Source organism: Sporosarcina sp. P37 (genome assembly GCF_002109365.1).
Lineage (GTDB): Bacteria > Bacillota > Bacilli > Bacillales_A > Planococcaceae > Sporosarcina.
Genome location: NZ_CP015349.1, coordinates 1,959,213 through 1,986,044, shown reverse-complemented (window position 1 = coordinate 1,986,044; position 26,832 = coordinate 1,959,213). Strand labels below are relative to the sequence as shown.

11 protein-coding genes, 9 tRNA genes and 6 rRNA genes are annotated in these 26,832 nt (G+C 47.3%); 3 read left to right on the top strand and 23 right to left on the bottom strand.

From position 1 onward, the window contains the following. Window positions 1-55: 55 nt before the first annotated feature. On the top strand, window positions 56-1,537 hold the full coding sequence (gene ahpF / locus SporoP37_RS10255; protein ID WP_085431763.1) for an alkyl hydroperoxide reductase subunit F: 1,482 nt from the start codon (window positions 56-58) through the stop codon (window positions 1,535-1,537). Window positions 1,538-2,691: 1,154 nt separating this feature from the next. Here ahpF and pdxR read toward each other — a convergent pair. Next, on the bottom strand, window positions 2,692-4,143 hold the full coding sequence (gene pdxR, locus SporoP37_RS10245) for a MocR-like pyridoxine biosynthesis transcription factor PdxR (protein WP_085430866.1): 1,452 nt from the start codon (window positions 4,141-4,143) through the stop codon (window positions 2,692-2,694). A gap of 302 nt (window positions 4,144-4,445) precedes the next feature. Here pdxR and SporoP37_RS10240 point away from each other — a divergent pair, with 302 nt between their 5' ends. Further along, a complete protein-coding gene (locus SporoP37_RS10240; protein ID WP_085430865.1) occupies window positions 4,446-6,587 on the top strand; it encodes a type IA DNA topoisomerase in 2,142 nt (713 codons plus the stop codon). 97 nt (window positions 6,588-6,684) lie between these two features. Here SporoP37_RS10240 and cls read toward each other — a convergent pair whose 3' ends face one another. The 6 genes from cls to SporoP37_RS10210 all read right to left on the bottom strand — a co-directional run bounded on the left by cls (window position 6,685) and on the right by SporoP37_RS10210 (window position 12,809). Continuing rightward, the gene (gene cls / locus SporoP37_RS10235) at window positions 6,685-8,139 is read right to left on the bottom strand and encodes a cardiolipin synthase (protein ID WP_085431761.1); all 1,455 of its coding nucleotides are present in this window, start codon (window positions 8,137-8,139) and stop codon (window positions 6,685-6,687) included. 528 nt (window positions 8,140-8,667) lie between these two features. After that, window positions 8,668-9,324, bottom strand: a complete 657-nt coding sequence (locus tag SporoP37_RS10230) for a hypothetical protein (RefSeq protein ID WP_085430864.1) — start codon at window positions 9,322-9,324, stop codon at window positions 8,668-8,670. A gap of 158 nt (window positions 9,325-9,482) precedes the next feature. Then, window positions 9,483-9,884: a hypothetical protein gene (locus tag SporoP37_RS10225; protein WP_085430863.1), complete on the bottom strand. Its 402-nt coding sequence runs from the start codon at window positions 9,882-9,884 to the stop codon at window positions 9,483-9,485. 74 nt (window positions 9,885-9,958) lie between these two features. Beyond that, complete coding sequence (locus SporoP37_RS10220; RefSeq protein ID WP_085430862.1) at window positions 9,959-11,338, bottom strand: sensor histidine kinase; 1,380 nt, start codon at window positions 11,336-11,338, stop codon at window positions 9,959-9,961. Then, window positions 11,335-12,006, bottom strand: coding sequence for a response regulator transcription factor (locus SporoP37_RS10215; protein ID WP_085430861.1), 672 nt, complete (start codon window positions 12,004-12,006; stop codon window positions 11,335-11,337). Before SporoP37_RS10215 ends, SporoP37_RS10220 begins: the two co-directional genes overlap by 4 nt. Continuing rightward, entirely contained in the window at window positions 12,003-12,809 is an 807-nt protein-coding gene (locus SporoP37_RS10210) for a YihY/virulence factor BrkB family protein (protein WP_085430860.1), read from the bottom strand. Before SporoP37_RS10210 ends, SporoP37_RS10215 begins: the two co-directional genes overlap by 4 nt. Window positions 12,810-12,983: 174 nt before the next feature. Here SporoP37_RS10210 and SporoP37_RS10205 point away from each other — a divergent pair, with 174 nt between their 5' ends. After that, complete coding sequence (locus tag SporoP37_RS10205; protein WP_085430859.1) at window positions 12,984-13,595, top strand: hypothetical protein; 612 nt, start codon at window positions 12,984-12,986, stop codon at window positions 13,593-13,595. Between the two features lie 58 nt (window positions 13,596-13,653). On the opposite strand, the gene rrf (SporoP37_RS10200) is transcribed toward SporoP37_RS10205, so the two are convergent. The 16 genes from rrf (SporoP37_RS10200) to lysS form a co-directional block, all read right to left on the bottom strand. Then, window positions 13,654-13,769: ribosomal RNA gene (gene rrf, locus SporoP37_RS10200) — 5S ribosomal RNA — on the bottom strand. A gap of 73 nt (window positions 13,770-13,842) precedes the next feature. Then, a 23S ribosomal RNA gene (locus tag SporoP37_RS10195) occupies window positions 13,843-16,771 on the bottom strand. A 260-nt stretch (window positions 16,772-17,031) separates the two neighbouring features. After that, window positions 17,032-18,584: ribosomal RNA gene (locus SporoP37_RS10190) — 16S ribosomal RNA — on the bottom strand. A 272-nt stretch (window positions 18,585-18,856) separates the two neighbouring features. Next, a tRNA-Ala gene (locus SporoP37_RS10185) sits at window positions 18,857-18,932 on the bottom strand. Window positions 18,933-18,938: 6 nt separating this feature from the next. Next, window positions 18,939-19,015 (bottom strand) — tRNA-Pro (locus SporoP37_RS10180). 28 nt (window positions 19,016-19,043) lie between these two features. Beyond that, window positions 19,044-19,120 (bottom strand) — tRNA-Arg (locus tag SporoP37_RS10175). Between the two features lie 12 nt (window positions 19,121-19,132). Then, window positions 19,133-19,221, bottom strand: a tRNA-Leu gene (locus tag SporoP37_RS10170). 10 nt (window positions 19,222-19,231) lie between these two features. Next, a tRNA-Gly gene (locus SporoP37_RS10165) sits at window positions 19,232-19,303 on the bottom strand. 7 nt (window positions 19,304-19,310) lie between these two features. After that, window positions 19,311-19,392, bottom strand: a tRNA-Leu gene (locus tag SporoP37_RS10160). A gap of 18 nt (window positions 19,393-19,410) precedes the next feature. Then, window positions 19,411-19,486, bottom strand: a tRNA-Lys gene (locus SporoP37_RS10155). Between the two features lie 8 nt (window positions 19,487-19,494). Next, window positions 19,495-19,570 (bottom strand) — tRNA-Thr (locus tag SporoP37_RS10150). A gap of 16 nt (window positions 19,571-19,586) precedes the next feature. Continuing rightward, window positions 19,587-19,662, bottom strand: a tRNA-Val gene (locus SporoP37_RS10145). Between the two features lie 88 nt (window positions 19,663-19,750). Continuing rightward, window positions 19,751-19,866, bottom strand: a 5S ribosomal RNA gene (gene rrf, locus SporoP37_RS10140). 146 nt (window positions 19,867-20,012) lie between these two features. Next, window positions 20,013-22,941 (bottom strand): 23S ribosomal RNA (locus tag SporoP37_RS10135). Between the two features lie 260 nt (window positions 22,942-23,201). Then, window positions 23,202-24,754 (bottom strand): 16S ribosomal RNA (locus SporoP37_RS10130). The 16S, 23S and 5S rRNA genes sit together here with 9 tRNA genes alongside, the layout of an rRNA operon. 513 nt (window positions 24,755-25,267) lie before the next feature. Continuing rightward, window positions 25,268-26,758 (bottom strand): lysine--tRNA ligase, encoded by a 1,491-nt coding sequence (gene lysS / locus SporoP37_RS10125; RefSeq protein WP_081243542.1) that lies wholly within the window; start codon window positions 26,756-26,758, stop codon window positions 25,268-25,270. Window positions 26,759-26,832: the final 74 nt, after the last annotated feature.

Genomic DNA, 26,832 nt, shown 5'->3' with positions numbered 1-26,832 from the left:
ATGATTAGTCTTGTTAGAACCAGCTATAAAAGCACAATTAGCTCAGTACCTCGAGATGATGGAAAATGACGTGCTTCTGAAAGTCAGCACGGGATCTGACCATGTTTCGAATGAAATGAACGTTTTAGTGAATGAATTAGAAACGATGTCATCTCACATTAAAGTAGAGAAAACCGAGCTGGAAAGAACCCCAAGTTTCAGTGTAAACCGTATCGGAGAAGATACTGGCATCACGTTTGCAGGCGTCCCGCTTGGACATGAATTCACTTCATTAGTTCTTGCGTTATTACAAGTAAGCGGACGTGATCCAAAAGTAGATCAGAAGCTTATTGATCAAGTAAAAAAACTTGACGGTACTTACCATTTCGAATCGTATATAAGCTTAAGCTGTCAAAACTGTCCTGAAGTGGTCCAAGCACTTAACATTATGAGTGTCCTAAACCCGAACATAACTCATACGATGATTGATGGTGCGGCATTTAAAGAGGAAGTTGAAAGCAAAAAGATCATGGCTGTGCCAACAGTATATTTAAATGGGGAAGAATTCTCAGGCGGCCGTATATCACTGGAAGAAATCCTTGCGAAAATGGGCAGTGCGCCAGACGCTTCGGAACTTGAAAACAAGGAGCCGTTTGACGTGCTTGTTGTCGGAGGCGGTCCTGCAGGTGCAAGTGCTGCTATTTATGCGGCGCGCAAAGGGATTCGCACGGGCGTTGTAGCAGATCGTTTTGGCGGTCAAATTTTGGACACGGCTACGATTGAAAACTTTATTAGTGTTACTCGAACTGAAGGTCCAAAACTTGCTGCAAGCCTTGAAGAGCACGTGAAAGAGTACGACGTAGATATCATGAACTTACAGCGTGCAAAACGTTTGGAAAAGAAAGATCTTATTGAAATTGAACTGGAAAACGGTGCTGTTTTAAAGAGTAAATCGGTTATCCTTTCCACAGGTGCCCGTTGGCGAGACATTGGCGTCCCTGGCGAAGCAGAATTTAGAAATAAAGGTGTCGCATACTGCCCGCACTGTGATGGCCCATTGTTTGAAGGCAAAGACATTGCTGTCGTTGGCGGCGGCAACTCTGGCATTGAGGCAGCAATTGACCTTGCAGGTATTGTAAAGCATGTAACAGTTCTTGAGTTTGCTTCCGAGCTGAAAGCCGACTCTGTTTTACAAGACAGACTTCACAGCCTTCCAAACGTTACTGTATTGAAAAATGTTCAAACGAAAGAAATTACTGGTACCGATAGTGTAAACGGAATTACGTACATTGACCGTGACACAAATGAAGAGCACCATATCGAACTGGCTGGCGTTTTTATTCAAATTGGTCTCGTACCAAATACAGACTGGCTAGGCGATTCAGTTGAACGTAATAAATTCGGCGAGATTGTTGTCGATAAGCGCGGTGCAACAAACGTGCCTGGCGTTTTTGCTGCGGGAGACTGCTCCGATAGCGCCCATAAACAAATCATTATTGCAATGGGATCAGGCGCAACTTCTGCGTTAAGTGCATTTGATTATCTAGTTAGAAATTAATGGTTAGGCATGAATTGCTGAAATCATTCAGCGATAGTGGGGTTGAGCATACGAATCCGTTTCCGGACTCGTTCGTCCCTCTCACACCCCATACCCCATACGTACGATCGCGCATATGGCGATTTACTAATGTAAGCGTACGAACTGGTACAATTCGGATATATTCACATATCCAAATTGTACCCGTTTTCTTTTTATTAAAAGAACCGCACACGTACAATCCGTCCTGGAAGCGCTGGTCGCTTGGGAGCTTGCCTATATTACCCGAGCGTTACGAGTTCCAGGTGGCTCAAGGGAAATATAAACAGTTTCAAGTCGTGAAGAAATTGATTCGCGGAACGAATACTGTCATCAATGCCTGTGACTTATCTTCACAAAATCATGTGTACATAATAAACAGTCTTATCCTTAATTTAAGTACTACATAGATATCCCGTTATTTTTTCATTTGTACATAAATAAAAAAATGCGAAAAATCAGATGTTACATCTAGACTCTTATGCATTTTCAAGTTTCTTTTATCTTTAACTCTCTAAATTGTTGCCATTTAATCTGCACGAGCGCTTAACCATTTCCGTTTAGTTGCCCCAAACCTTACCCTTTATGTTTTTATTAATTGTACAAGTATTTATCTAAGTAGATTTAACAAAATCAAGATCGAAAAGTTCCAATACTTTCAAACAAATGAATGACGTGCTTATAGATTGTTTTACTAACTCTTCAATTTCCTCAAAAAGTGGTTGGTTTAAATAACCCTAAATTGGATGGTTCTCGAATATGTTTTATATTATAAAATTATAACGTATAGAATAAAAAATATTTATAAAAAGGAGTAAGGCATGAAGGTAGCTCTCATAGTTTCATTCATTTTTGTATTTATTGTTTTAGCTGTCGGACTAATTTTGACCATATCCGCAGCTAATTCTATGAATAAAGATTACAATGTGGAAAACAGTTTTTCTTATCTGCTATGGGTTTATGTTCTGGCAATCCCATTTACTATTATAATAGTACTCGTAGGTATATTTATAGTATATTAACACGAGAGGACGGTTCGGAACCAGTGAAGTAGTACATGTCGTTCTCGTGTCACAGAAACCGTCTAAGATTGCTTAAAATGGGGGAACTAAAAAGTTAGTGGAGTTCTTTGGAATTCAGATGTTTTCAAACATTCCCCCGTTATTTCTTAGCGCGTGGACAAACCTAGAAATGCCTTCTTTTATTGAGGCTTCGTTCCCTTTGCCATAAGTAAATCGAACGTATCCATTTTTTGAGCCCATTATTCTCCCAGGTACAAATGAAACGCCTTTTTTCATGGATTCTTCAAGTAACTTATATTCATCAATTTCGTGATTAATTTTACACCATAAATGAATTCCGCCTTGTGGCACTAAATATGTAACCTCATCTTTAGATAAGCTGTCCAATGCCAAAATTAACGCATTCCTTCGCTCCCTCAGTTGAATCCTTAAATTTGAAACGTGTTCGTCAAATTGGGGGGAATCTAGAAATTGATTCGCTATCCATTGAGGAAAAACACTATGGCCAAAGTCAATTTGCTGTTTGCCGTCTGACAAGCGTTTAATCACTTTTTCAGGACCAATAATCCAGCCAATACGCAGGCCTGATGCAACCACTTTTGATAACGAACTAATGTATAAAACATTATCATTATCATCCATTGACTTTAACGTAGGTCCAATGCACCTGTCGAATGACGTCAAATTATAAGGATCATCCTCTATTATCGGGAAACCGTGCTTTGATGATATTTCCAATATTCTCTTTCGGCGCTCCAGCGACATTTTCGTGCCAGTAGGATTTTGATAATCAGGATTTAAGAAGAGCATACGAATTCGATGTTTTCTTTGTAAAGCTTCAATATCATCAGGATTTACACCATGTTGATCAACTGGGAGTAAGAGCGTTTTAACACCAAATGATTGAAAGATCGGTAAAGAGAATGCATAGGATGGGTCTTCAATCGCTACTGTATCGCCTGGTTTTAACAAGCATTGAACGATAAGGTGTATTGCTTGCTGAGCACCCGATGTAATCAATATGGAGTTTGGCTCAACTACCATACTTTTATACGTTTTCATATGTTTACAAATAGTCTCCCGTAATCCGGCATCGCCTAAAGGATGGTCGTAACCTAAATGCTCCTCAAACGCATGTTCCTTAAGAATCCTGGCGAATTGGATGGTAGGTAGTAAATCCGCTGCAAGCTCTCCGCTTGATAGGTTAATCATTCCTTTTTGCTCAGTTTCATTACGAAGTTTCTGTACCAACGGAAGATTCGGAAGAAATGAGCCATCCTCTACATATCTCCCCCAATTGGGAACCCTTTTATGGGTTAGCCCCCATATATCCGTATTTATATACGTGCCGCTCCCTATCTTTCTGACAATTAATCCGACTGCTTCTAGCTCATCGTAAGCAGTCACCACCGTACTCCTATTAATCTCTAATTTTTTTGCCAACTCACGTTCAGACGGTAATGGCAGGTCCTGAGATAAATCTCCCGATAAAATTGCATTCTCTATTTGTTCTACAAGTTGCCTATACATAGGTTTTTTTATTGAACGGTCTAGCATAAATTGCATTATACTCCACCCTTTATTTGTAATTTTTCATATAACAATTATGTATTATGCCTATGATGATACAGTAAATGCTATTATAACATCTCTTGACATCAGTATCCTGTAGTAGTGTTAAAGACGATCTTGGCCATGAATCGGATGACAGTCGCTCAAACAAATGAAACAAACGTGAATTCCCCCACTTGTTCAACCTCTCATGCAGATTAATCTCACTATAGATCCTTGCTCCCAACTCGTAAACTTCTTCCATTTATGCGATAATAACAGAACGAACGTACTATACATACGACTGAGGTGATCATATGAAACCTGTAATCCTAGCCGAAAAACCAAGCCAGGCAAAAGCTTATGCCGATGCTTTCTCTTCGCGAAAACATGACGGCTATATGGAAATCAATCCGTGCCCGACGTTTCCGGAAGGGGCTTTTTTGACGTGGGGTGTCGGGCATCTCGTGGAGTTAAAAGAACCGCACACGTACAATCCGTCCTGGAAACGCTGGTCGCTTGGGAGCTTGCCTATATTACCCGAGCGTTACGAGTTCCAGGTGGCTCAAGGGAAATATAAACAATTTCAAGTCGTGAAGAAATTGATTCGCGGAACGAATACGGTTATTAATGCCTGCGACGTGGACCGGGAAGGGTCGAATATCTTCTACTCGATCTACTACATGACCGGTGCCCGCAATCAATTGATTCAGCGGCTGTGGATTAACTCGCTGGAAGCAGATGAAGTGCGTAAAGGGTTTGAAAATTTACGTGACAATAAGAAAGATCTGCAACTATACGAGGAAGCGAAAGCCCGTCAAATTAGCGACTGGCTGGTCGGCATGAACGGTTCAAGGCTATATACCCTTCTGCTGAAAGCAAAAGGAATTGAAGAAGTGTTTCCAATCGGCCGCGTGCAGTCGCCGACGGTCTATTTAATTTACCAGCGGCAGCGTGAAATCGAAACATTTGTATCGGAACCATTTTTTGAAGCAGAAGCCATTTTTACGGCAGCAAACGGAACGTATAAAGGGAAAGCAAAACTGAAGGAGCCAAAGCGTGAATTGATTGCGGATGCATTGAACAGCCGCAATATTACCAAACGAACCCCCGGTGTCATTACAGAGCTGACCAATACGGATAAACGCACGCCGCCGCCACAGCTTCACTCACTTTCCACCTTGCAGGCGACTGCTAACCGGCGCTGGAAGGCGAGTCCTGCGACGGTATTGAAAACGATGCAGACACTGTACGAGAAGAAGCTCGTGTCCTATCCCCGAACAGATACGCGGCACATTACACCAAGTGAATTTAACTACTTGGCGGCAGCTGTAGAAGACTACCAACAAGTAATCGGGCATCCGTTTGAAGTCGCTGTCCGAACACCGAAGAAGCGCTACGTCGACAGTTCAAAAGTACAAGAACACTATGCCATCATTCCGACGAAAAAACTGCCCACCCCCGCAGCACTGGCAAAACTGGCCCCACTCGAACGTAATCTGTACGAAGAAGTCGTGCGGACGACGCTCGCCATGTTCCATCGGGATTACTTGTACACTGAAACAAAGGTTACGACAGATGTGAATGGGCTGCCATTCTTTACAACTGGTAAAACAGAACGCGACAAAGGCTGGAAGGAACTTTTCAGTGCGCCGAAAAAGACCAAAGAAAACGAAGAGCCAGCCTTGCCGCCACTTGAGAAAAGCGAAACAGTACAAAGTGATATCGGCATTAAAGAAGGCGCGACTCAGCCGCCAAAACCGTACACAGAGGGCCAGCTGATCGCGATGATGAAAACATGCGGAAAGTTAGTGGAAGACCAAAGCGAGACCGACATTCTGAAGGAAATCGAAGGACTCGGAACCGAAGCAACGCGAAGCAGCATTATCGAAACCATTAAAAGGCACGGCTATATTTCGGTAACCAAAAATATTGTATCTATCACTGACAAAGGGCGCGTGCTCTGTCAGACTATCGAAGGCAGTCTGCTAGCCAGCCCTTCCATGACTGCAAAATGGGAAACGTATCTGAAGAAAATCGGAAACGGCGAAGGTACAGGCCAGCATTTTCTTGGCAGCGTATCAAAATTCATTCAGAAACTGATTGAAGATGTTCCGTCCCAACTGGAGAAGCAGACCATCGACATCGTGCTCCCGCCTCGCCCTTCTTCGCGCAAAGGCGGAGGCTATACACGGACAGAAGTCGCTCCTTGTCCGCGGTGCGGCAAAGGCATGATTATCGAACATCAAAAATTTTACGGCTGCAGCAATTATAAAAACGGCTGCAAACAGACTTTCCCGGGTCTGTTCCTGAAAAAAAAGCTCACAGTGCCGCAAGTTAAACTTCTGTGCACGAAAGGCAAAACAAACACGATCAAAGGCTTTACCTCGGCTGACGGGAAAAAGTTCGACGCATCACTGGAATTGAAAGACGGAAAACTGAATCTGGTGTTTATGTAGCCAATATTGAATTGTACAAAAGGAAGACAGCTCCGTATCCCGCGGACTTGTCTTCGTTTTTATGTTTATCATTCTTCATTAGAAATGCATACTGGCTTTACAAGATCGGCGACAACAACCGGGAAATCCCTTGCTTGAATTTAATCAGCAGCGATCGTTCCATGTACATTTCGCTCGTCAGCTCTGAACTCAATGCCGTATCTTTACGGAATAAATCCGCCAGCTGTTCAGCGACCTTCTCATCATATACGATTGCATTCACTTCAAAGTTCAAACGGAAACTGCGCGAGTCAATATTCATCGTCCCGACAGAGGCCACTTCCTCATCTACAACAATCGTCTTCGCATGCAGAAATCCATTCTCATACAACAATACGGTGGCGCCATAATTCAGTAACTCACCGACATAGGACCAAGTAGCCCAGTAGACAAACGGGTGGTCAGGCTTACAGGGAATCATAATCTGGACATCCACACCCGACAGCAGTGCAATTTTACACGCATCCATAAAGCTCGTATCCGGAATAAAATATGGTGTTTGAATATAGACGCTTTTCTTTGCGGATAAAAGCAGCTTGATATACATATTCTTCAGGTGCTCCGTTTCCGAATTTGGACCGCTCGAGACAATTTGCACAGGACTCGTACCGTGTAGTATTTCTTCCTGGAATACATACTCCTTCCAGTCACCGGGGTCCTTTTTCCCTGCCTGATGCCAGTCCAAAATGAATTTCCCTTGAATATGATTGACCGCTCCGCCTGTAATTCTGAAATGTGTATCACGCCAATAGCCAAACTTCTTATCGAGTCCAAGATATTCATCACCGACATTAAACCCGCCAATATACGCCGTCTTTCCGTCTATGATACATAGCTTTCGGTGGTTTCGATTATTAATCCGGAAATTGATCAGACGGAACATAGATGGAAAGAATACCTCAACTCTTCCGCCCGCTGCACGTAAATCGTCATAGAATGCCGGCGGTGTTTTCTTCGATCCCACTTCATCGTATAAGAGTCTGACCCTGACTCCCTCTTCCGCCTTTAGAATCAGCAGATCGCGCAGCTTTGTCCCAAGCGAATCTGACTGAATAATATAGTACTGAATATTGACCTCTTTTGTTGCTGCGCTGATATCAGCAAATAATGCCGCAAATTTTTTATGGCCGTCATCAAAAATTTCAATGTCATTATCCTTGGAAAGCAGGGCATGTGACGACTTCAGATTCATATGGATTAATTCAGTATGATCCTTTAATAACTGATTGCTTTCAAGTAAAGCCAAGTTTTCAGGCAACAGCTGCAGATCCACTTCTGTTTTCTCAGCTTTCCTTTCAGCAGCAGACAGATTATAAAAGTTTTTCTGTTTCATACTGCGGCCGAAGAACAGGTAAATGAAGAAACCGACAATCGGCAGAAACACCAGGACTAAAATCCATGCCCACGTATTGCCTACATCTTTTCTTTCTATAAATAAAACCCAAGCCAATAGCAGCGCGTTGAGAATCGTGATGACAGATACGAGCAGCGTAAGGACATTGCCAAGCTCCATGCCCATGATCATCCCTTCGAGTTCCAGCATTCTACCCGCTCCCATTCATTGAAAGTAGACTCTAATATAGCACAGAGCAAAGGTTTTCGCTGTTATTTTCTTAAGACTCGACAGATGAATATAGCTAATCCCTCTCATCGCAAAATGTATAAACCAATACTGTCCGCTTCGCAGTATCTGTTTCTGCATGAAACGGATAGAAGCCAGCATACCCAAAGACCGAAAATTTTTTCTCCATGAAGTTTGGCATGCAACGTTTCCCATACATCTGCAGCAGATGCTTAGGCAATAATCCTATCGTGATAATTTCCCGGGAAATGTTCCTTTACTCTCCCGCTTATTTTATCTTTTCTGTTCTTTAGTTTTTTTATATTGCGCCATAATATTTATGCCCCTCATTTCCCAGGCTGCCTAAAGATGCTTCGTGAATGCGCAATGGCTGTTCCTTGTACATAGCGTTTTCATATGTCGCTTAACATGTCTGGCACATACTAAATGTCTTCTATTGACTAGATGCCATACCAGATACTACGTCGTCTCCTGCTTTCCGCTGAAAAACTCTTCTTTCAGGCGCTTTCCATAGGCAAGTCCGCTTTCTCCGCGCTGTCTAGGAAACTCCTGCATGACAATCGGCAGTACTTTCTGCCACAGCACATCCATCACATATACATCCCGGTCAAACTGGTAATCAAGTTCATTCAGTGATAATTGCAGTGTTTTTGCATATTTTCGTTTTTCCGCATCCCATATCGTCGATACATTCTCTTTAATATAATTATCTATTTCATCTTCCGTAATCGTAATACCGTATGCTTCTTCCGCGACTTCCAGGGCCTCTTGATAATGGTCTGTCTGTTTTTCCGCAATCCCTTTTAGAAATGGCGAAGAGTGCTCTTGTTCTGTCAGGTTATTTTTTACGCGGATACGGAATTCCGTCTTACTCGATGAAAAGGGTTGTTCTGATTGTTTGGTATAGGTTCCTTCTTGTATCGATGCAAGTTCATCTTTAATTTCAGGCATGTCCTTCAGTACTTTTTCAACAGATTGATTCATCTGAGCATAATCAATCCCTATCGTTTCGATTTTCCGCTGTTCAGAACTTGCTGTCTGTTTGATCAACAATGTTCCGGCAATCAAAACGGTAAAGCAAATCATAGTAAGGTGAAACCGATTTCGAATGGTCATAGTCATAGCTCCTCCATCTGTTAGGTCATTCCAGTATGCCATGGAACAGGTGCGGTATTTGTTGAATTCGCTGAATAATAGAATAAAATTTCCTTTATAATTCGACAATAAAAAAACCCAAGAACACGGATTGAATCCGATTCTTGGGCCGCTGACTATTAACGCGCAGATGGTGATTTCTCAATCATAAACGTAACAATTACAAATAAAGCAAAACTGACCAGCAACACAGTACCGCCGACAATATAGAATATGAGCGCAAAGACTTCATTGACATTAAACGGCTTCATAAACTGCAGCCACATTCCTGCGGTCAGTCCAATGGAACCAATAATTCCTGTCCAGCCTTGAAGCGTCAGCAGCTTTCTTGCACGGACACGGTAGATCTTGTAGAACACGCCCCAAGAGAACACTGACAGCCAGCCAACCAATAAAATATGGGCGTGAATCGGGCGGAATGCGTAAGAACCTGCCCCCGCCATATGAGAACCAAGCACCGTCCCTATTAAACCAAAAGTTGCCGCAATACGAATTAATCGTACACTCCATTTATCTTGCATTATATATTTCCTCCCGTCATCTTTCTACTGCATTCATCATAACATGCCAAGATGAACGGAAGATGAACTGACGGTTACAAGTTCGGCAAATACACAGTGAACATCGTACCGCTGCCAAGTGTACTGTCGACTTCGATACGTCCATCATGCAGACGGACAACTTGTTCCACTATTGATAACCCAAGTCCAGTGCCTTCCGCCTCGCGCGTACGTGAATGATCAGCACGGTAGAAGCGGTCAAATATCCGAACCTTCGTTTCCTTTGACATACCGATTCCTGTATCTTCAATTGAGAAGCAAATTCCATTCACTTGCTCGGTCAGCTTGATATCAATCGTGCCTCCGTCCGGCGTATATTTCAGTGCATTCGATAATAAGTTTTCCCAAACCTTTTCAAGGAATTCAGGATCACCCTTATACCTGACTTCGTCGATCTCCAGCATGACGGACATTTCTTTTTCCTGCAGCAGCCATTGCGATTTCCGCACAGTCTCTTTCACTTGCTGATCCACGCGGAAGACTTTCTTCTGCAGCGGGGAAATAAGCTGGTCAAGTGATGTCAGCAGAAGCAACTGTTTGGTCAAGGTCGAGAGCCGTTCTGTTTCTGACCAAATGATTTCTGCATAACGTTTGCGTTCATTGGCAGGCAGCTCTTCGTCAGACAGCAAGTCTGCATAGCCTTTAATATTCAATAAAGGCGACTGGAAGTCATGAGATACATCACTGATGAATGCTTTCCGAATCTGATCATTTTCACTCAGACGATCCATCATCTGCTGAAAGCTTTTCGCCAACTGTCCAATCTCATCGCGGCGGTCAATTGACAGCGTACCTGTGAATTTTTCTTCGCCCACTTTTTTTGTTGCCTTCGTCAGTGCCACTATCGGCTGAATCAGCTTCCGCGCAACGATCAGCATCGCAAGAATACTGATGATTGCCATGACAATGACCATACCGCCGAGCAGGTAGTGTATTTCCGTAAAGAGCATCTTAATATCAGGACGCAGAAAAAGCGCATAGGTCTGCCCTGCATGAGTAAACGGCACACCTACTGTATTGGCAGATTCATTTGAAAAATAACCCGTCACAAATGTTTCAGCTTTCAGATCACGCATACCGTGGTACACTTCTCCGCTGTATACTCTCCGAATCGCCGCTTCTTCGAGGTTATTGTCGCGGAACGCCTCGCCGTAAACTGTGGAAGTCCCTTCAGGCATTACGACAAGAAGCTTATATCCCGTACTTGCCAGCATAGTAAAATAAGCCGTCAAATCGAGCCCGTCATTCTCTTCAATGAACGATGCGATCTGCTCCGCTACCTTCACATTCTTTACATCATTCTGGTCCTTCAAATACCTGTGATAATACGTATTAACCGAAAGAAAAGCCACAACCGCACTCGACAGCATAATTCCTACGGTTAAAATAAGAAACTTTCCGTAGAGCGACTTCATTCCGCACCCTCAAGCTTATAGCCGACACCGCGCACAGTGACAATTTTCACCTGATCAGTCAGCTTATCAAGCTTATCCCGCAAACGTTTGATATGCACACTCAGCGTCTGCTCATCTCCTTCGTAGTCAAAGCCCCACACACGCTCAACTAGCACCTCGCGCGTGAATACCTGACCATGCCGGGATGCGAGCACTGATAGAAGCTCAAACTCCTTCAATGGCAGCAGCAATGACTTTTTGCCAACCACCACTTCATAGCTTTGCCGGTTGATTAATAAAGGTCCAACTTGTATAAGCCGGTCAACCGCCCTGTCATAACGTCGCAAAATTGCATGGATACGGAATAACAACTCTTTCGGTTCAAATGGTTTTACTAAATAATCATCAGATCCGGCCAAAAAGCCCCGCTCCTTATCCTCCATCTCTCCTTTTGCCGTCAGCAGCAGCACTGGAATCTCCGTCTCTTCGCGAAGTCTCTTCGTCAGTGTATAACCGTCCATCCCAGGCATCATTACATCAACCACTGCCAAGTCCGGCCATTCCTGCTCCGCAAGCTCTAATGCCTCCAGTCCATTCATTGCCTTCACCACGGTATATCCCGCCTGCCGTAAATGTATACTGACGAGCTCTAGAATATGTATATCATCATCCACCACTAAAATTTTCATCTGGACCGCACCCTCCTTTTCCATTCCGCATTTAATAATCCGGAAAATATAATAATCACTGCAGTTAAATAAAACCATAACACAAGCATAATAATTCCCGCTAACTGTCCGTACAATCTGGAGTAATCAACCCGCGATACATAATCTCCGAACAACAGCGATACGAGCTGCCAGCCAAACGCTGAAAGCAATGCACCCGGCAATGCCTGTTTCCACTTCATTTTACCAGTGGGAACGAGCTGATAAAATATTAGAAAAAAGATAAACAGGAAGAACGTCCCCAGGCCCCATTTAATATTCGGCCAAACGTATAACCAGCCTTCCCACGCTTCCAGCACATCATAATACGCAATAACTGTACGCAGTAACCTTTCAATCAGCGGCAGGAACAGCGACAGCGGCACAACAAGCATAAACAGAACTGTCACTCCGAGAGTGCGTATGAGACTGACCCATACCGGCTGCCTGTGAATTTTCTGATTCGCTAAATCCAATGAACGTGCAAATGATTGGACGGCAACAGATGATGTCCATAACGCGGCCAGAACACTCAGCACGAGCAATTTGCCGTGACTCTTGTAGAGCATGGACTGAACACTTTGCTCAAGAAGCTGAAAAGATTCATCCGGCACAAAGGGACGCAGCAACGCCAGTATACTCGCCTCTTCCACCGGCAGAAATTGCACAATCGACAATACCACCAGTAAAAACGGGAGCACCGATAGCAACAGATAATAAGCGTTCTGCGCCGCCTGATCAAAAAAGCGTTCCTTAAAGAAGCGCTTAATTATCCTTATGACCATAAAATCATCCCCCCTCAACCATCGTACGTTTCTTACTATTAATATACCCCAATCACACACTCTATTAGATTAAATATATTATTGCATATATTTTATGGATATTTTGGCTGGAGAGATGTTTTGAAGGGATAGTTCGGGGCATAGGAAGGGGTATTGAGGGGGTGTGAAGGGGGTGTGAAGGGTGTGTATGAGCGCTTGGACGGAGAGATAGAGCGGATGCCGCGTGAGTATGAGCGCTTGGCAAGGGGCTTAGAGCGAATCTCGAGCGGGTATGAGCGTTTGGACGGAGGATTAGAGCGGATGCCGCCCGAGTATGAGCGCTCAGCCGAAGACATAGAGAGGATACCGGGCGAGTATGAGCGTTTGGACGGAGGCTTAGAGCGGATGAACCGGAGTTATGAGCGCTTGGCCGAAGACATAGAGCGTATACCGCCCGAGTATGAGCGCTTGGGTGGAGGCATAGAGCGGATGCCGCACAAGTATGAGCGCTTAGCCCGAGACATAGAGCGGATGAACTGGAGTTATGAGCGCTTGGCTGAAGACATAGAGCGTATACCGCCCGAGTATGAGCGCTTGGGTGGAGGCATAGAGCGGATGCCGCACAAGTATGAGCGCTTAGCCCGAGACATAGAGCGGATGAACTGGAGTTATGAGCGCTTGGCTGAAGACATAGAGCGGATACCGACCAAGTATGAGCACTTAGCCGAAGGCATAGAGAGGATGCCGCACAAGTATGAGCGCTTGAGCAGTTACTATGATCAAATATCCAATAGAAAGAGCGGATAACAGAAAAAATCTCTCAAAAATACAAAAAAGCCACTCCCCAAAGGGAATGGCTTCGCTTGCCTAGCAACGTCCTACTCTCACAGGGGGAAACCCCCAACTACCATCGGCGCTGAAGAGCTTAACTTCCGTGTTCGGTATGGGAACGGGTGTGACCTCTTCGCCATCGTTACTAGACTTTTTGAGTAAAGGTTGTTCACTCAAAACTGAATAAAAGACATTGGGTATTTCAAGTAATTTCTTTTTATAATAGGTTAAGTCCTCGATCGATTAGTATCTGTCAGCTGCATACGTCGCCGTACTTCCACCCCAGACCTATCCACCTCATCATCTTTGAGGGATCTTACTTACTTGCGTAATGGGAAATCTCATCTTGAAGGGGGCTTCATGCTTAGATGCTTTCAGCATTTATCCCGTCCATACATAGCTACCCAGCGATGCCTTTGGCAAGACAACTGGTACACCAGCGGTATGTCCATCCCGGTCCTCTCGTACTAAGGACAGCTCTCCTCAAATTTCCTGCGCCCGCGACGGATAGGGACCGAACTGTCTCACGACGTTCTGAACCCAGCTCGCGTGCCGCTTTAATGGGCGAACAGCCCAACCCTTGGGACCGACTACAGCCCCAGGATGCGACGAGCCGACATCGAGGTGCCAAACCTCCCCGTCGATGTGGACTCTTGGGGGAGATAAGCCTGTTATCCCCGGGGTAGCTTTTATCCGTTGAGCGATGGCCCTTCCATGCGGAACCACCGGATCACTAAGTCCGTCTTTCGACCCTGCTCGACTTGTAGGTCTCGCAGTCAAGCTCCCTTATGCCTTTGCACTCTGCGAATGATGTCCAACCATTCTGAGGGAACCTTTGAGCGCCTCCGTTACTCTTTAGGAGGCGACCGCCCCAGTCAAACTGCCCACCTGACACTGTCTCCTGCCCGGATCACGGGCAAGGGTTAGAAGTCCAATACAGCCAGGGTAGTATCCCACCAATGCCTCCTCCGAAGCTGGCGCTCCGGAATCCAAGGCTCCTACCTATCCTGTACAGGCTGCACCGGAATTCAATATCAGGCTACAGTAAAGCTCCACGGGGTCTTTCCGTCCTGTCGCGGGTAATGCGCATCTTCACGCATATTATAATTTCACCGAGTCTCTCGTTGAGACAGTGCCCAGATCGTTACGCCTTTCGTGCGGGTCGGAACTTACCCGACAAGGAATTTCGCTACCTTAGGACCGTTATAGTTACGGCCGCCGTTTACTGGGGCTTCAATTCAGAGCTTCGCTTGCGCTAACCCCTCCTCTTAACCTTCCAGCACCGGGCAGGCGTCAGCCCCTATACGTCATCTTACGATTTTGCAGAGACCTGTGTTTTTGCTAAACAGTCGCCTGGGCCTATTCACTGCGGCTCTCTCGGGCTATTCACCCTACCAGAGCACCCCTTCTCCCGAAGTTACGGGGTCATTTTGCCGAGTTCCTTAACGAGAGTTCTCTCGATCACCTTAGGATTCTCTCCTCGCCTACCTGTGTCGGTTTGCGGTACAGGCACCTCCCGCCTCGCTAGAGGCTTTTCTTGGCAGTGTGAAATCAGGGACTCCGGAGATCAATCTCCTTGCCATCACAGCCTAGTGTTATATGAGAACGGGATTTGCCTCGTTCTCCACCTCACTGCTTAGACACACAACCAACTGTGTGCTCACCCTATCCTACTGCGTCCCCCCATTACTCAAACGGCGGGGAGGTGGTACAGGAATATCAACCTGTTGTCCATCGTCTACGCCTATCGGCCTCGACTTAGGTCCTGACTAACCCTGAGCGGACGAGCCTTCCTCAGGAAACCTTGGGCATTCGGTGGAAGGGATTCTCACCCTTCTTTCGCTACTCATACCGGCATTCTCACTTCCAAGCGCTCCACCAGTCCTTCCGGTCCAGCTTCAACGCCCTTGGAACGCTCTCCTACCATTGACCTTACGGTCAATCCACAGCTTCGGTGATCTGTTTAGCCCCGGTACATTTTCGGCGCAGCGCCACTCGACCAGTGAGCTATTACGCACTCTTTAAATGATGGCTGCTTCTAAGCCAACATCCTGGTTGTCTGGGCAACGCCACATCCTTTTCCACTTAACAGATACTTGGGGACCTTAGCTGGTGGTCTGGGCTGTTTCCCTCTCGACAATGGATCTTATCACCCACTGTCTGACTCCCAAACATAAATCATCGGCATTCGGAGTTTGTCTGAATTCGGTAACCCGGGATGGGCCCCTCGTCCAAACAGTGCTCTACCTCCGAGATTCTTTCGTTTGAGGCTAGCCCTAAAGCTATTTCGGAGAGAACCAGCTATCTCCAGGTTCGATTGGAATTTCACCGCTACCCACACCTCATCCCCGCATTTTTCAACATACGTGGGTTCGGGCCTCCAGTCAGTGTTACCTGACCTTCACCCTGGACATGGGTAGATCACCTGGTTTCGGGTCTACGACCCCATACTCATTCGCCCTATTCAGACTCGCTTTCGCTGCGGCTCCGCTTTCTCAGCTTAACCTTGCATGGAATCGTAACTCGCCGGTTCATTCTACAAAAGGCACGCCATCACCCATTAACGGGCTCTGACAATTTGTAAGCGCACGGTTTCAGGTTCTATTTCACTCCCCTTCCGGGGTGCTTTTCACCTTTCCCTCACGGTACTGGTTCACTATCGGTCACTAGGGAGTATTTAGCCTTGGGAGATGGTCCTCCCGGATTCCGACGGAATTTCACGTGTTCCGCCGTACTCAGGATCCACTCTGGAGAGAATGCACTTTCGACTACAGGGCTTTTACCCGCTGCGGCGGACCTTTCCAGGTCGCTTCGTCTAATGCATTCCTTTGTAACTCCGTATAGAGTGTCCTACAACCCCAAGAAGCAAGCTTCTTGGTTTGGGCTCTTCCCGTTTCGCTCGCCGCTACTAAGGGAATCGATGTTTCTTTCTCTTCCTCCGGGTACTTAGATGTTTCAGTTCTCCGGGTGTGCCACGAGTATGCTATGTATTCACATACACGTACTGTCCCATTACGGACAGTGGGTTTCCCCATTCGGAAATCTTCGGATCAAAGCTTACTTACAGCTCCCCGAAGCATATCGGTGTTAGTGCCGTCCTTCATCGGCTCCTAGTGCCAAGGCATCCGCCGTGCGCCCTTTCTAACTTAACCTATAAAAGGTCCAACGTCATCCTAGCGATAGGAATCAGAAGGTTAAAAAGATTGCTTGAACTGCATATGACTATGCAATTCGGTTGATTACTTGATTACTTTCAATGTCGTTTTATCCAGTTTTCAATGAACAAGAAAAAAGCTTTGAACACTCAAAAAATGAGCCTTCAAAACTGAACGCAAAACGTTAACGTGATGAATCGGAGATTCATCTTCCGAATGTTTCTGTCATATTTCAGACAAGAGAACATAATCCTTAGAAAGGAGGTGATCCAGCCGCACCTTCCGATACGGCTACCTTGTTACGACTTCACCCCAATCATCTGTCCCACCTTCGGCGGCTGGCTCCCGTAAGGGTTACCCCACCGACTTCGGGTGTTACAAACTCTCGTGGTGTGACGGGCGGTGTGTACAAGACCCGGGAACGTATTCACCGTGGCATGCTGATCCACGATTACTAGCGATTCCGGCTTCATGCAGGCGAGTTGCAGCCTGCAATCCGAACTGGGAACGATTTTGTGGGATTGGCTCCCCCTCGCGGGTTTGCAGCCCTCTGTATCGTCCATTGTAGCACGTGTGTAGCCCAGGTCATAAGGGGCATGATGATTTGACGTCATCCCCACCTTCCTCCGGTTTGTCACCGGCAGTCACCTTAGAGTGCCCAACTGAATGATGGCAACTAAGATTAAGGGTTGCGCTCGTTGCGGGACTTAACCCAACATCTCACGACACGAGCTGACGACAACCATGCACCACCTGTCACCACTGTCCCCGAAGGGAAAGGCATGTCTCCATGCCGGTCAGTGGGATGTCAAGACCTGGTAAGGTTCTTCGCGTTGCTTCGAATTAAACCACATGCTCCACCGCTTGTGCGGGTCCCCGTCAATTCCTTTGAGTTTCAGCCTTGCGGCCGTACTCCCCAGGCGGAGTGCTTAATGCGTTAGCTGCAGCACTAAGGGGCGGAAACCCCCTAACACTTAGCACTCATCGTTTACGGCGTGGACTACCAGGGTATCTAATCCTGTTTGCTCCCCACGCTTTCGCGCCTCAGCGTCAGTTACAGACCAGAAAGCCGCCTTCGCCACTGGTGTTCCTCCACATCTCTACGCATTTCACCGCTACACGTGGAATTCCGCTTTCCTCTTCTGTACTCAAGTCCTCCAGTTTCCAATGACCCTCCACGGTTGAGCCGTGGGCTTTCACATCAGACTTAAAGGACCGCCTGCGCGCGCTTTACGCCCAATAATTCCGGACAACGCTTGCCACCTACGTATTACCGCGGCTGCTGGCACGTAGTTAGCCGTGGCTTTCTGGTAAGGTACCGTCAAGGTACAGGCAGTTACTCCTGTACTTGTTCTTCCCTTACAACAGAGCTTTACGATCCGAAAACCTTCTTCACTCACGCGGCATTGCTCCATCAGACTTTCGTCCATTGTGGAAGATTCCCTACTGCTGCCTCCCGTAGGAGTCTGGGCCGTGTCTCAGTCCCAGTGTGGCCGATCACCCTCTCAGGTCGGCTACGCATCGTTGCCTTGGTAGGCCGTTACCCCACCAACTAGCTAATGCGCCGCGGGCCCATCCTTCAGTGACAGCGAAACGCCGTCTTTCAACATCTCTTCATGCGAAGAAATGGATTATTCGGTATTAGCCCCGGTTTCCCGGAGTTATCCCCATCTGAAGGGCAGGTTGCCCACGTGTTACTCACCCGTCCGCCGCTAACTGTTGGAAGCAAGCTTCCAACAGTTCGCTCGACTTGCATGTATTAGGCATGCCGCCAGCGTTCGTCCTGAGCCAGGATCAAACTCTCCATAAGACTGACAGACAATCTGCAGCGAATTGCGTCGTCGATTTCAGTCGATCAGTCGGTCACGTACCTGAGTACGCTCCCTCCTTCTCTCCTTCATCTCCTAGCACTTCACTACACCTTGTCAGTCAGTAGAATGAAAAATCGATTAGCTCGAGTTTCATTTGCTGGCATCAATTAAGATACTCATTTTGTTTATGTCATCGTTAGATGCATAAACTGTATTTCGTTAACGTTTTGCTGTTCAGTTTTCAAGGTTCATGAAGTTCAAATATAATTAATGGTGGAGCCTAACGGGATCGAACCGTTGACCTCCTGCGTGCAAGGCAGGCGCTCTCCCAGCTGAGCTAAGGCCCCATTAAGTGGTCGGGAAGACAGGATTCGAACCTGCGACCCCTTGGTCCCAAACCAAGTGCTCTACCAAGCTGAGCTACTTCCCGACTGTATATAATGAGATTATTTAAATTATGGCGCGCCCGGCAGGAGTCGAACCCACAACCTTCTGATCCGTAGTCAGACGCTCTATCCAATTGAGCTACGGGCGCATATTATAAATTTGGTGCCGAGAACCGGAATCGAACCGGTACGGTAGTCACCTACCGCAGGATTTTAAGTCCTGTGCGTCTGCCAGTTCCGCCACCCCGGCAAGAGTGAAAAGCGGAAGACGGGATTCGAACCCGCGACCCCGACCTTGGCAAGGTCGTATTCTACCACTGAACTACTTCCGCGTAAAAGTGCGGGTGAAGGGAGTCGAACCCCCACGCCCGAAGGCACTAGATCCTAAGTCTAGCGTGTCTGCCAGTTCCACCACACCCGCAATATGATACTGTAAAAATGGTGAGCCGTACAGGATTCGAACCTGTGACCCTCTGATTAAAAGTCAGATGCTCTACCAACTGAGCTAACGGCTCGTACTAAGTGGTGCCGGCGAAAGGACTTGAACCCTCAACCTACTGATTACAAGTCAGTTGCTCTACCAGTTGAGCTACACCGGCAGGTGTAGAATATATATGGTGGAGGATGACGGGCTCGAACCGCCGACCCCCTGCTTGTAAGGCAGGTGCTCTCCCAGCTGAGCTAATCCTCCTGGGTATAATACTGCTTTTTTATTTTTCATTCCTATTGATCGCTTGATTATGTATGACATTATCATTGAAGATCTTAAGAAAAAAATTGCCTGGCGACGTCTTACTCTCACAGGGGGAAACCCCCAACTACCATCAGCGCTGAAGAGCTTAACTTCCGTGTTCGGTATGGGAACGGGTGTGACCTCTTCGCCATCGTCACCAGACTGCGAGTCCTTTTTTCAGGACATTTACTATTATAACACTTATTAAAATTAATGCAAGCATTATTTTTAATATTTTTTTGAGTAAAGCTTGTTCACTCAAAACTGAATAAAAGACATTGGGTCATTCAAGTAACTTCTTTTTATAATAGGTTAAGTCCTCGATCGATTAGTATCTGTCAGCTCCATACGTCGCCGTACTTCCACCCCAGACCTATCCACCTCATCATCTTTGAGGGATCTTACTTACTTGCGTAATGGGAAATCTCATCTTGAAGGGGGCTTCATGCTTAGATGCTTTCAGCATTTATCCCGTCCATACATAGCTACCCAGCGATGCCTTTGGCAAGACAACTGGTACACCAGCGGTATGTCCATCCCGGTCCTCTCGTACTAAGGACAGCTCTCCTCAAATTTCCTGCGCCCGCGACGGATAGGGACCGAACTGTCTCACGACGTTCTGAACCCAGCTCGCGTGCCGCTTTAATGGGCGAACAGCCCAACCCTTGGGACCGACTACAGCCCCAGGATGCGACGAGCCGACATCGAGGTGCCAAACCTCCCCGTCGATGTGGACTCTTGGGGGAGATAAGCCTGTTATCCCCGGGGTAGCTTTTATCCGTTGAGCGATGGCCCTTCCATGCGGAACCACCGGATCACTAAGTCCGTCTTTCGACCCTGCTCGACTTGTAGGTCTCGCAGTCAAGCTCCCTTATGCCTTTGCACTCTGCGAATGATGTCCAACCATTCTGAGGGAACCTTTGAGCGCCTCCGTTACTCTTTAGGAGGCGACCGCCCCAGTCAAACTGCCCACCTGACACTGTCTCCTGCCCGGATCACGGGCAAGGGTTAGAAGTCCAATACAGCCAGGGTAGTATCCCACCAATGCCTCCTCCGAAGCTGGCGCTCCGGAATCCAAGGCTCCTACCTATCCTGTACAGGCTGCACCGGAATTCAATATCAGGCTACAGTAAAGCTCCACGGGGTCTTTCCGTCCTGTCGCGGGTAATGCGCATCTTCACGCATATTATAATTTCACCGAGTCTCTCGTTGAGACAGTGCCCAGATCGTTACGCCTTTCGTGCGGGTCGGAACTTACCCGACAAGGAATTTCGCTACCTTAGGACCGTTATAGTTACGGCCGCCGTTTACTGGGGCTTCAATTCAGAGCTTCGCTTGCGCTAACCCCTCCTCTTAACCTTCCAGCACCGGGCAGGCGTCAGCCCCTATACGTCATCTTACGATTTTGCAGAGACCTGTGTTTTTGCTAAACAGTCGCCTGGGCCTATTCACTGCGGCTCTCTCGGGCTATTCACCCTACCAGAGCACCCCTTCTCCCGAAGTTACGGGGTCATTTTGCCGAGTTCCTTAACGAGAGTTCTCTCGATCACCTTAGGATTCTCTCCTCGCCTACCTGTGTCGGTTTGCGGTACAGGCACCTCCCGCCTCGCTAGAGGCTTTTCTTGGCAGTGTGAAATCAGGGACTCCGGAGATCAATCTCCTTGCCATCACAGCCTAGTGTTATATGAGAACGGGATTTGCCTCGTTCTCCACCTCACTGCTTAGACACACAACCAACTGTGTGCTCACCCTATCCTACTGCGTCCCCCCATTACTCAAACGGCGGGGAGGTGGTACAGGAATATCAACCTGTTGTCCATCGTCTACGCCTATCGGCCTCGACTTAGGTCCTGACTAACCCTGAGCGGACGAGCCTTCCTCAGGAAACCTTGGGCATTCGGTGGAAGGGATTCTCACCCTTCTTTCGCTACTCATACCGGCATTCTCACTTCCAAGCGCTCCACCAGTCCTTCCGGTCCAGCTTCAACGCCCTTGGAACGCTCTCCTACCATTGACCTTACGGTCAATCCACAGCTTCGGTGATCTGTTTAGCCCCGGTACATTTTCGGCGCAGCGCCACTCGACCAGTGAGCTATTACGCACTCTTTAAATGATGGCTGCTTCTAAGCCAACATCCTGGTTGTCTGGGCAACGCCACATCCTTTTCCACTTAACAGATACTTGGGGACCTTAACTGGTGGTCTGGGCTGTTTCCCTCTCGACAATGGATCTTATCACCCACTGTCTGACTCCCAAACATAAATCATCGGCATTCGGAGTTTGTCTGAATTCGGTAACCCGGGATGGGCCCCTCGTCCAAACAGTGCTCTACCTCCGAGATTCTTTCGTTTGAGGCTAGCCCTAAAGCTATTTCGGAGAGAACCAGCTATCTCCAGGTTCGATTGGAATTTCACCGCTACCCACACCTCATCCCCGCATTTTTCAACATACGTGGGTTCGGGCCTCCAGTCAGTGTTACCTGACCTTCACCCTGGACATGGGTAGATCACCTGGTTTCGGGTCTACGACCCCATACTCATTCGCCCTATTCAGACTCGCTTTCGCTGCGGCTCCGCTTTCTCAGCTTAACCTTGCATGAAATCGTAACTCGCCGGTTCATTCTACAAAAGGCACGCCATCACCCATTAACGGGCTCTGACAATTTGTAAGCGCACGGTTTCAGGTTCTATTTCACTCCCCTTCCGGGGTGCTTTTCACCTTTCCCTCACGGTACTGGTTCACTATCGGTCACTAGGGAGTATTTAGCCTTGGGAGATGGTCCTCCCGGATTCCGACGGAATTTCACGTGTTCCGCCGTACTCAGGATCCACTCTGGAGAGAATGTACTTTCGACTACGGGGCTTTTACCCGCTGCGGCGGACCTTTCCAGGTCGCTTCGTCTAATGCATTCCTTTGTAACTCCGTATAGAATGTCCTACAACCCCAAGAAGCAAGCTTCTTGGTTTGGGCTCTTCCCGTTTCGCTCGCCGCTACTAAGGGAATCGATGTTTCTTTCTCTTCCTCCGGGTACTTAGATGTTTCAGTTCTCCGGGTGTGCCACGAGTATGCTATGTATTCACATACACGTACTGTCCCATTACGGACAGTGGGTTTCCCCATTCGGAAATCTTCGGATCAAAGCTTACTTACAGCTCCCCGAAGCATATCGGTGTTAGTGCCGTCCTTCATCGGCTCCTAGTGCCAAGGCATCCGCCGTGCGCCCTTTCTAACTTAACCTATAAAAGGTCCAACGTCATCCTAGCGATAGGAATCAGAAGGTTAAAAAGATTGCTTGAACTGCATATGACTATGCAATTCGGTTGATTACTTGATTACTTTCAATGTCGTTTTATCCAGTTTTCAATGAACAAGAAAAAAGCTTTGAACACTCAAAAAATGAGCCTTCAAAACTGAACGCAAAACGTTAACGTGATGAATCGGAGATTCATCTTCCGAATGTTTCCGTCATATTTCAGACAAGAGAACATAATCCTTAGAAAGGAGGTGATCCAGCCGCACCTTCCGATACGGCTACCTTGTTACGACTTCACCCCAATCATCTGTCCCACCTTCGGCGGCTGGCTCCCGTAAGGGTTACCCCACCGACTTCGGGTGTTACAAACTCTCGTGGTGTGACGGGCGGTGTGTACAAGACCCGGGAACGTATTCACCGTGGCATGCTGATCCACGATTACTAGCGATTCCGGCTTCATGCAGGCGAGTTGCAGCCTGCAATCCGAACTGGGAACGATTTTGTGGGATTGGCTCCCCCTCGCGGGTTTGCAGCCCTCTGTATCGTCCATTGTAGCACGTGTGTAGCCCAGGTCATAAGGGGCATGATGATTTGACGTCATCCCCACCTTCCTCCGGTTTGTCACCGGCAGTCACCTTAGAGTGCCCAACTGAATGATGGCAACTAAGATTAAGGGTTGCGCTCGTTGCGGGACTTAACCCAACATCTCACGACACGAGCTGACGACAACCATGCACCACCTGTCACCACTGTCCCCGAAGGGAAAGGCATGTCTCCATGCCGGTCAGTGGGATGTCAAGACCTGGTAAGGTTCTTCGCGTTGCTTCGAATTAAACCACATGCTCCACCGCTTGTGCGGGTCCCCGTCAATTCCTTTGAGTTTCAGCCTTGCGGCCGTACTCCCCAGGCGGAGTGCTTAATGCGTTAGCTGCAGCACTAAGGGGCGGAAACCCCCTAACACTTAGCACTCATCGTTTACGGCGTGGACTACCAGGGTATCTAATCCTGTTTGCTCCCCACGCTTTCGCGCCTCAGCGTCAGTTACAGACCAGAAAGCCGCCTTCGCCACTGGTGTTCCTCCACATCTCTACGCATTTCACCGCTACACGTGGAATTCCGCTTTCCTCTTCTGTACTCAAGTCCTCCAGTTTCCAATGACCCTCCACGGTTGAGCCGTGGGCTTTCACATCAGACTTAAAGGACCGCCTGCGCGCGCTTTACGCCCAATAATTCCGGACAACGCTTGCCACCTACGTATTACCGCGGCTGCTGGCACGTAGTTAGCCGTGGCTTTCTGGTAAGGTACCGTCAAGGTACAGGCAGTTACTCCTGTACTTGTTCTTCCCTTACAACAGAGCTTTACGATCCGAGAACCTTCTTCACTCACGCGGCATTGCTCCATCAGACTTTCGTCCATTGTGGAAGATTCCCTACTGCTGCCTCCCGTAGGAGTCTGGGCCGTGTCTCAGTCCCAGTGTGGCCGATCACCCTCTCAGGTCGGCTACGCATCGTGGCCTTGGTAGGCCGTTACCCCACCAACTAGCTAATGCGCCGCGGGCCCATCCTTCAGTGACAGCGAAACGCCGTCTTTCAACATTTCTTCATGCGAAGAAATGGATTATTCGGTATTAGCCCCGGTTTCCCGGAGTTATCCCCATCTGAAGGGTAGGTTGCCCACGTGTTACTCACCCGTCCGCCGCTAACTGTTGGAAGCAAGCTTCCAACAGTTCGCTCGACTTGCATGTATTAGGCATGCCGCCAGCGTTCGTCCTGAGCCAGGATCAAACTCTCCATAAGACCGGTCGCCGATTCGCAGCGGATTGCGTCGTCAGTTTCACTCGCTCAGTCGGTCACGTACGTTAGTACGCTCCCTTCTTCGCTCGATCACTTCCTAGCACTCCACTACGACTCGACACCCGATAGAATGAAAATTCGATTAGCTCGAGTTTCATTTGCCGGCATCAATTAAGATACTCATTTTGTTTATGTCATCGCTAGATGCATAAACTGTATTTCGTTAACGTTTTGCTGTTCAGTTTTCAAGGTTCATCTCGTTGGTCTCTCGTAAGAGGCAACTTTTTAATAATAACACTTCGTTGTTTAGTTGTCAACTCTTTTAGTTAAAAACTTTTTCGCTTTGTTTTTTCGCTAAGTCGCTAACTCCAAAAGCAACGTTTATAAATATACCACCTGTTTTATAAAAGTGCAACTGTTTTCTTCAATTCTTTTTGTTTTTCTTTTTCCTTCTATAAGAACCTTCATCGCCGCGCATAAAAAAACAGCTTCGACACGGGTGTCGAAGCTGTAATATCAGTCTCTTGGGCGCATTTGCGGGAATAACAGCACGTCACGGATGGACTGGGAATTCGTCAACAGCATAACCAGACGGTCAATGCCTATGCCAAGTCCGCCAGTTGGCGGCAGTCCATATTCGAGCGCTTCGATGAAGTCCTCATCCATTTCATGCGCCTCATCATTGCCCTGTTCTTTCTCAACCAGCTGCGCTTCAAAGCGTTCGCGCTGATCAATAGGGTCATTCAGCTCAGTAAAGGCATTTGCATGCTCACGGCGTACGATGAACAATTCAAAACGATCTGTGTAACGCGGATCTTCCGGATTCTTCTTCGCAAGCGGCGATACTTCTACCGGGTGTCCATAGATGAAAGTAGGCTGTACAAGTTGTTCTTCTACTTTCTGCTCGAAGAATTCATTGAGCACATGACCCGCCTCCATAGAAGGAGTTACTTGTACGTTATGTTCTTTAGCCAGTTCATGGGCCTGCTCTTTCGTCAGCTGCTGCCAGAAGTCCACTCCTGTATACTCCTTAACTGCGTCTGCCATATGCAGCCGTTTCCAGCGCGGTGCCAATTCGATCTGATCGTCACCGTACTGGATCGTAGTGGTGCCCAGTACTTCTTGCGCAATATGTGCCACGAGATTTTCTGTCAGTTCCATAATATCATTATAGTCCGCATACGCTTCATATAATTCGATCATCGTGAATTCCGGGTTGTGACGGGTAGACATTCCTTCATTACGGAAGACGCGTCCGATCTCATAGACTTTCTCCAATCCGCCGACAATCAGGCGCTTCAGATGAAGTTCAATGGCAATCCGCATATACAGTGTCATATCGAGCGTATTGTGGTGTGTCACGAACGGACGGGCTGCTGCTCCTCCTGCAATGGAGTGAAGCATAGGGGTTTCCACTTCAAGGAAGCCTTGGTCATCCAGGTAATGGCGCATCGATTGAATGATACGGCTGCGCATGATAAATGTTTCCTTACTGCCTTCTGTTGAAATCAAATCCAGATAACGCTGACGGTAGCGCTGTTCTACGTCTTGCAGGCCGTGAAACTTCTCCGGCAACGGACGCAATGACTTTGTCAGGAACGTGAACTTCGTTGCTTTAATAGAAAGCTCGCCAACTTTTGTCTTGAAAATAATGCCTTGCACACCGACGATGTCTCCAAGATCTGCTAACGTAAATAGCTTGTACGCATCTTCACCGATGGCATCCTGACGCACATAAATCTGGATTTGACCGCCAAGGTCCTGAATGTGTGCAAATCCAGCTTTCCCTTTTCCGCGTTTCGTCATAATGCGGCCAGCAATTGTTACTTCATGCTCGGTTTCTTCCAGCTCTTCTTTTGACTGCTCTTCATAGGAAGCGCGGATCTCATTTGTCAGATGGGTGCGTTCAAAACGCTGACCGAATGGATCCAGTCCGCCTTCACGTATATCATTCATCTTCTGGCGTCTCACCAAAAGCTGATCATTCATTTCATCCAAATAGGACATTCCCTTTCACTCCTTCATACTTTGACCGCCCCTCTTCCCGGGATCAGCCGTCTGCAACTATTGTACACAAATTC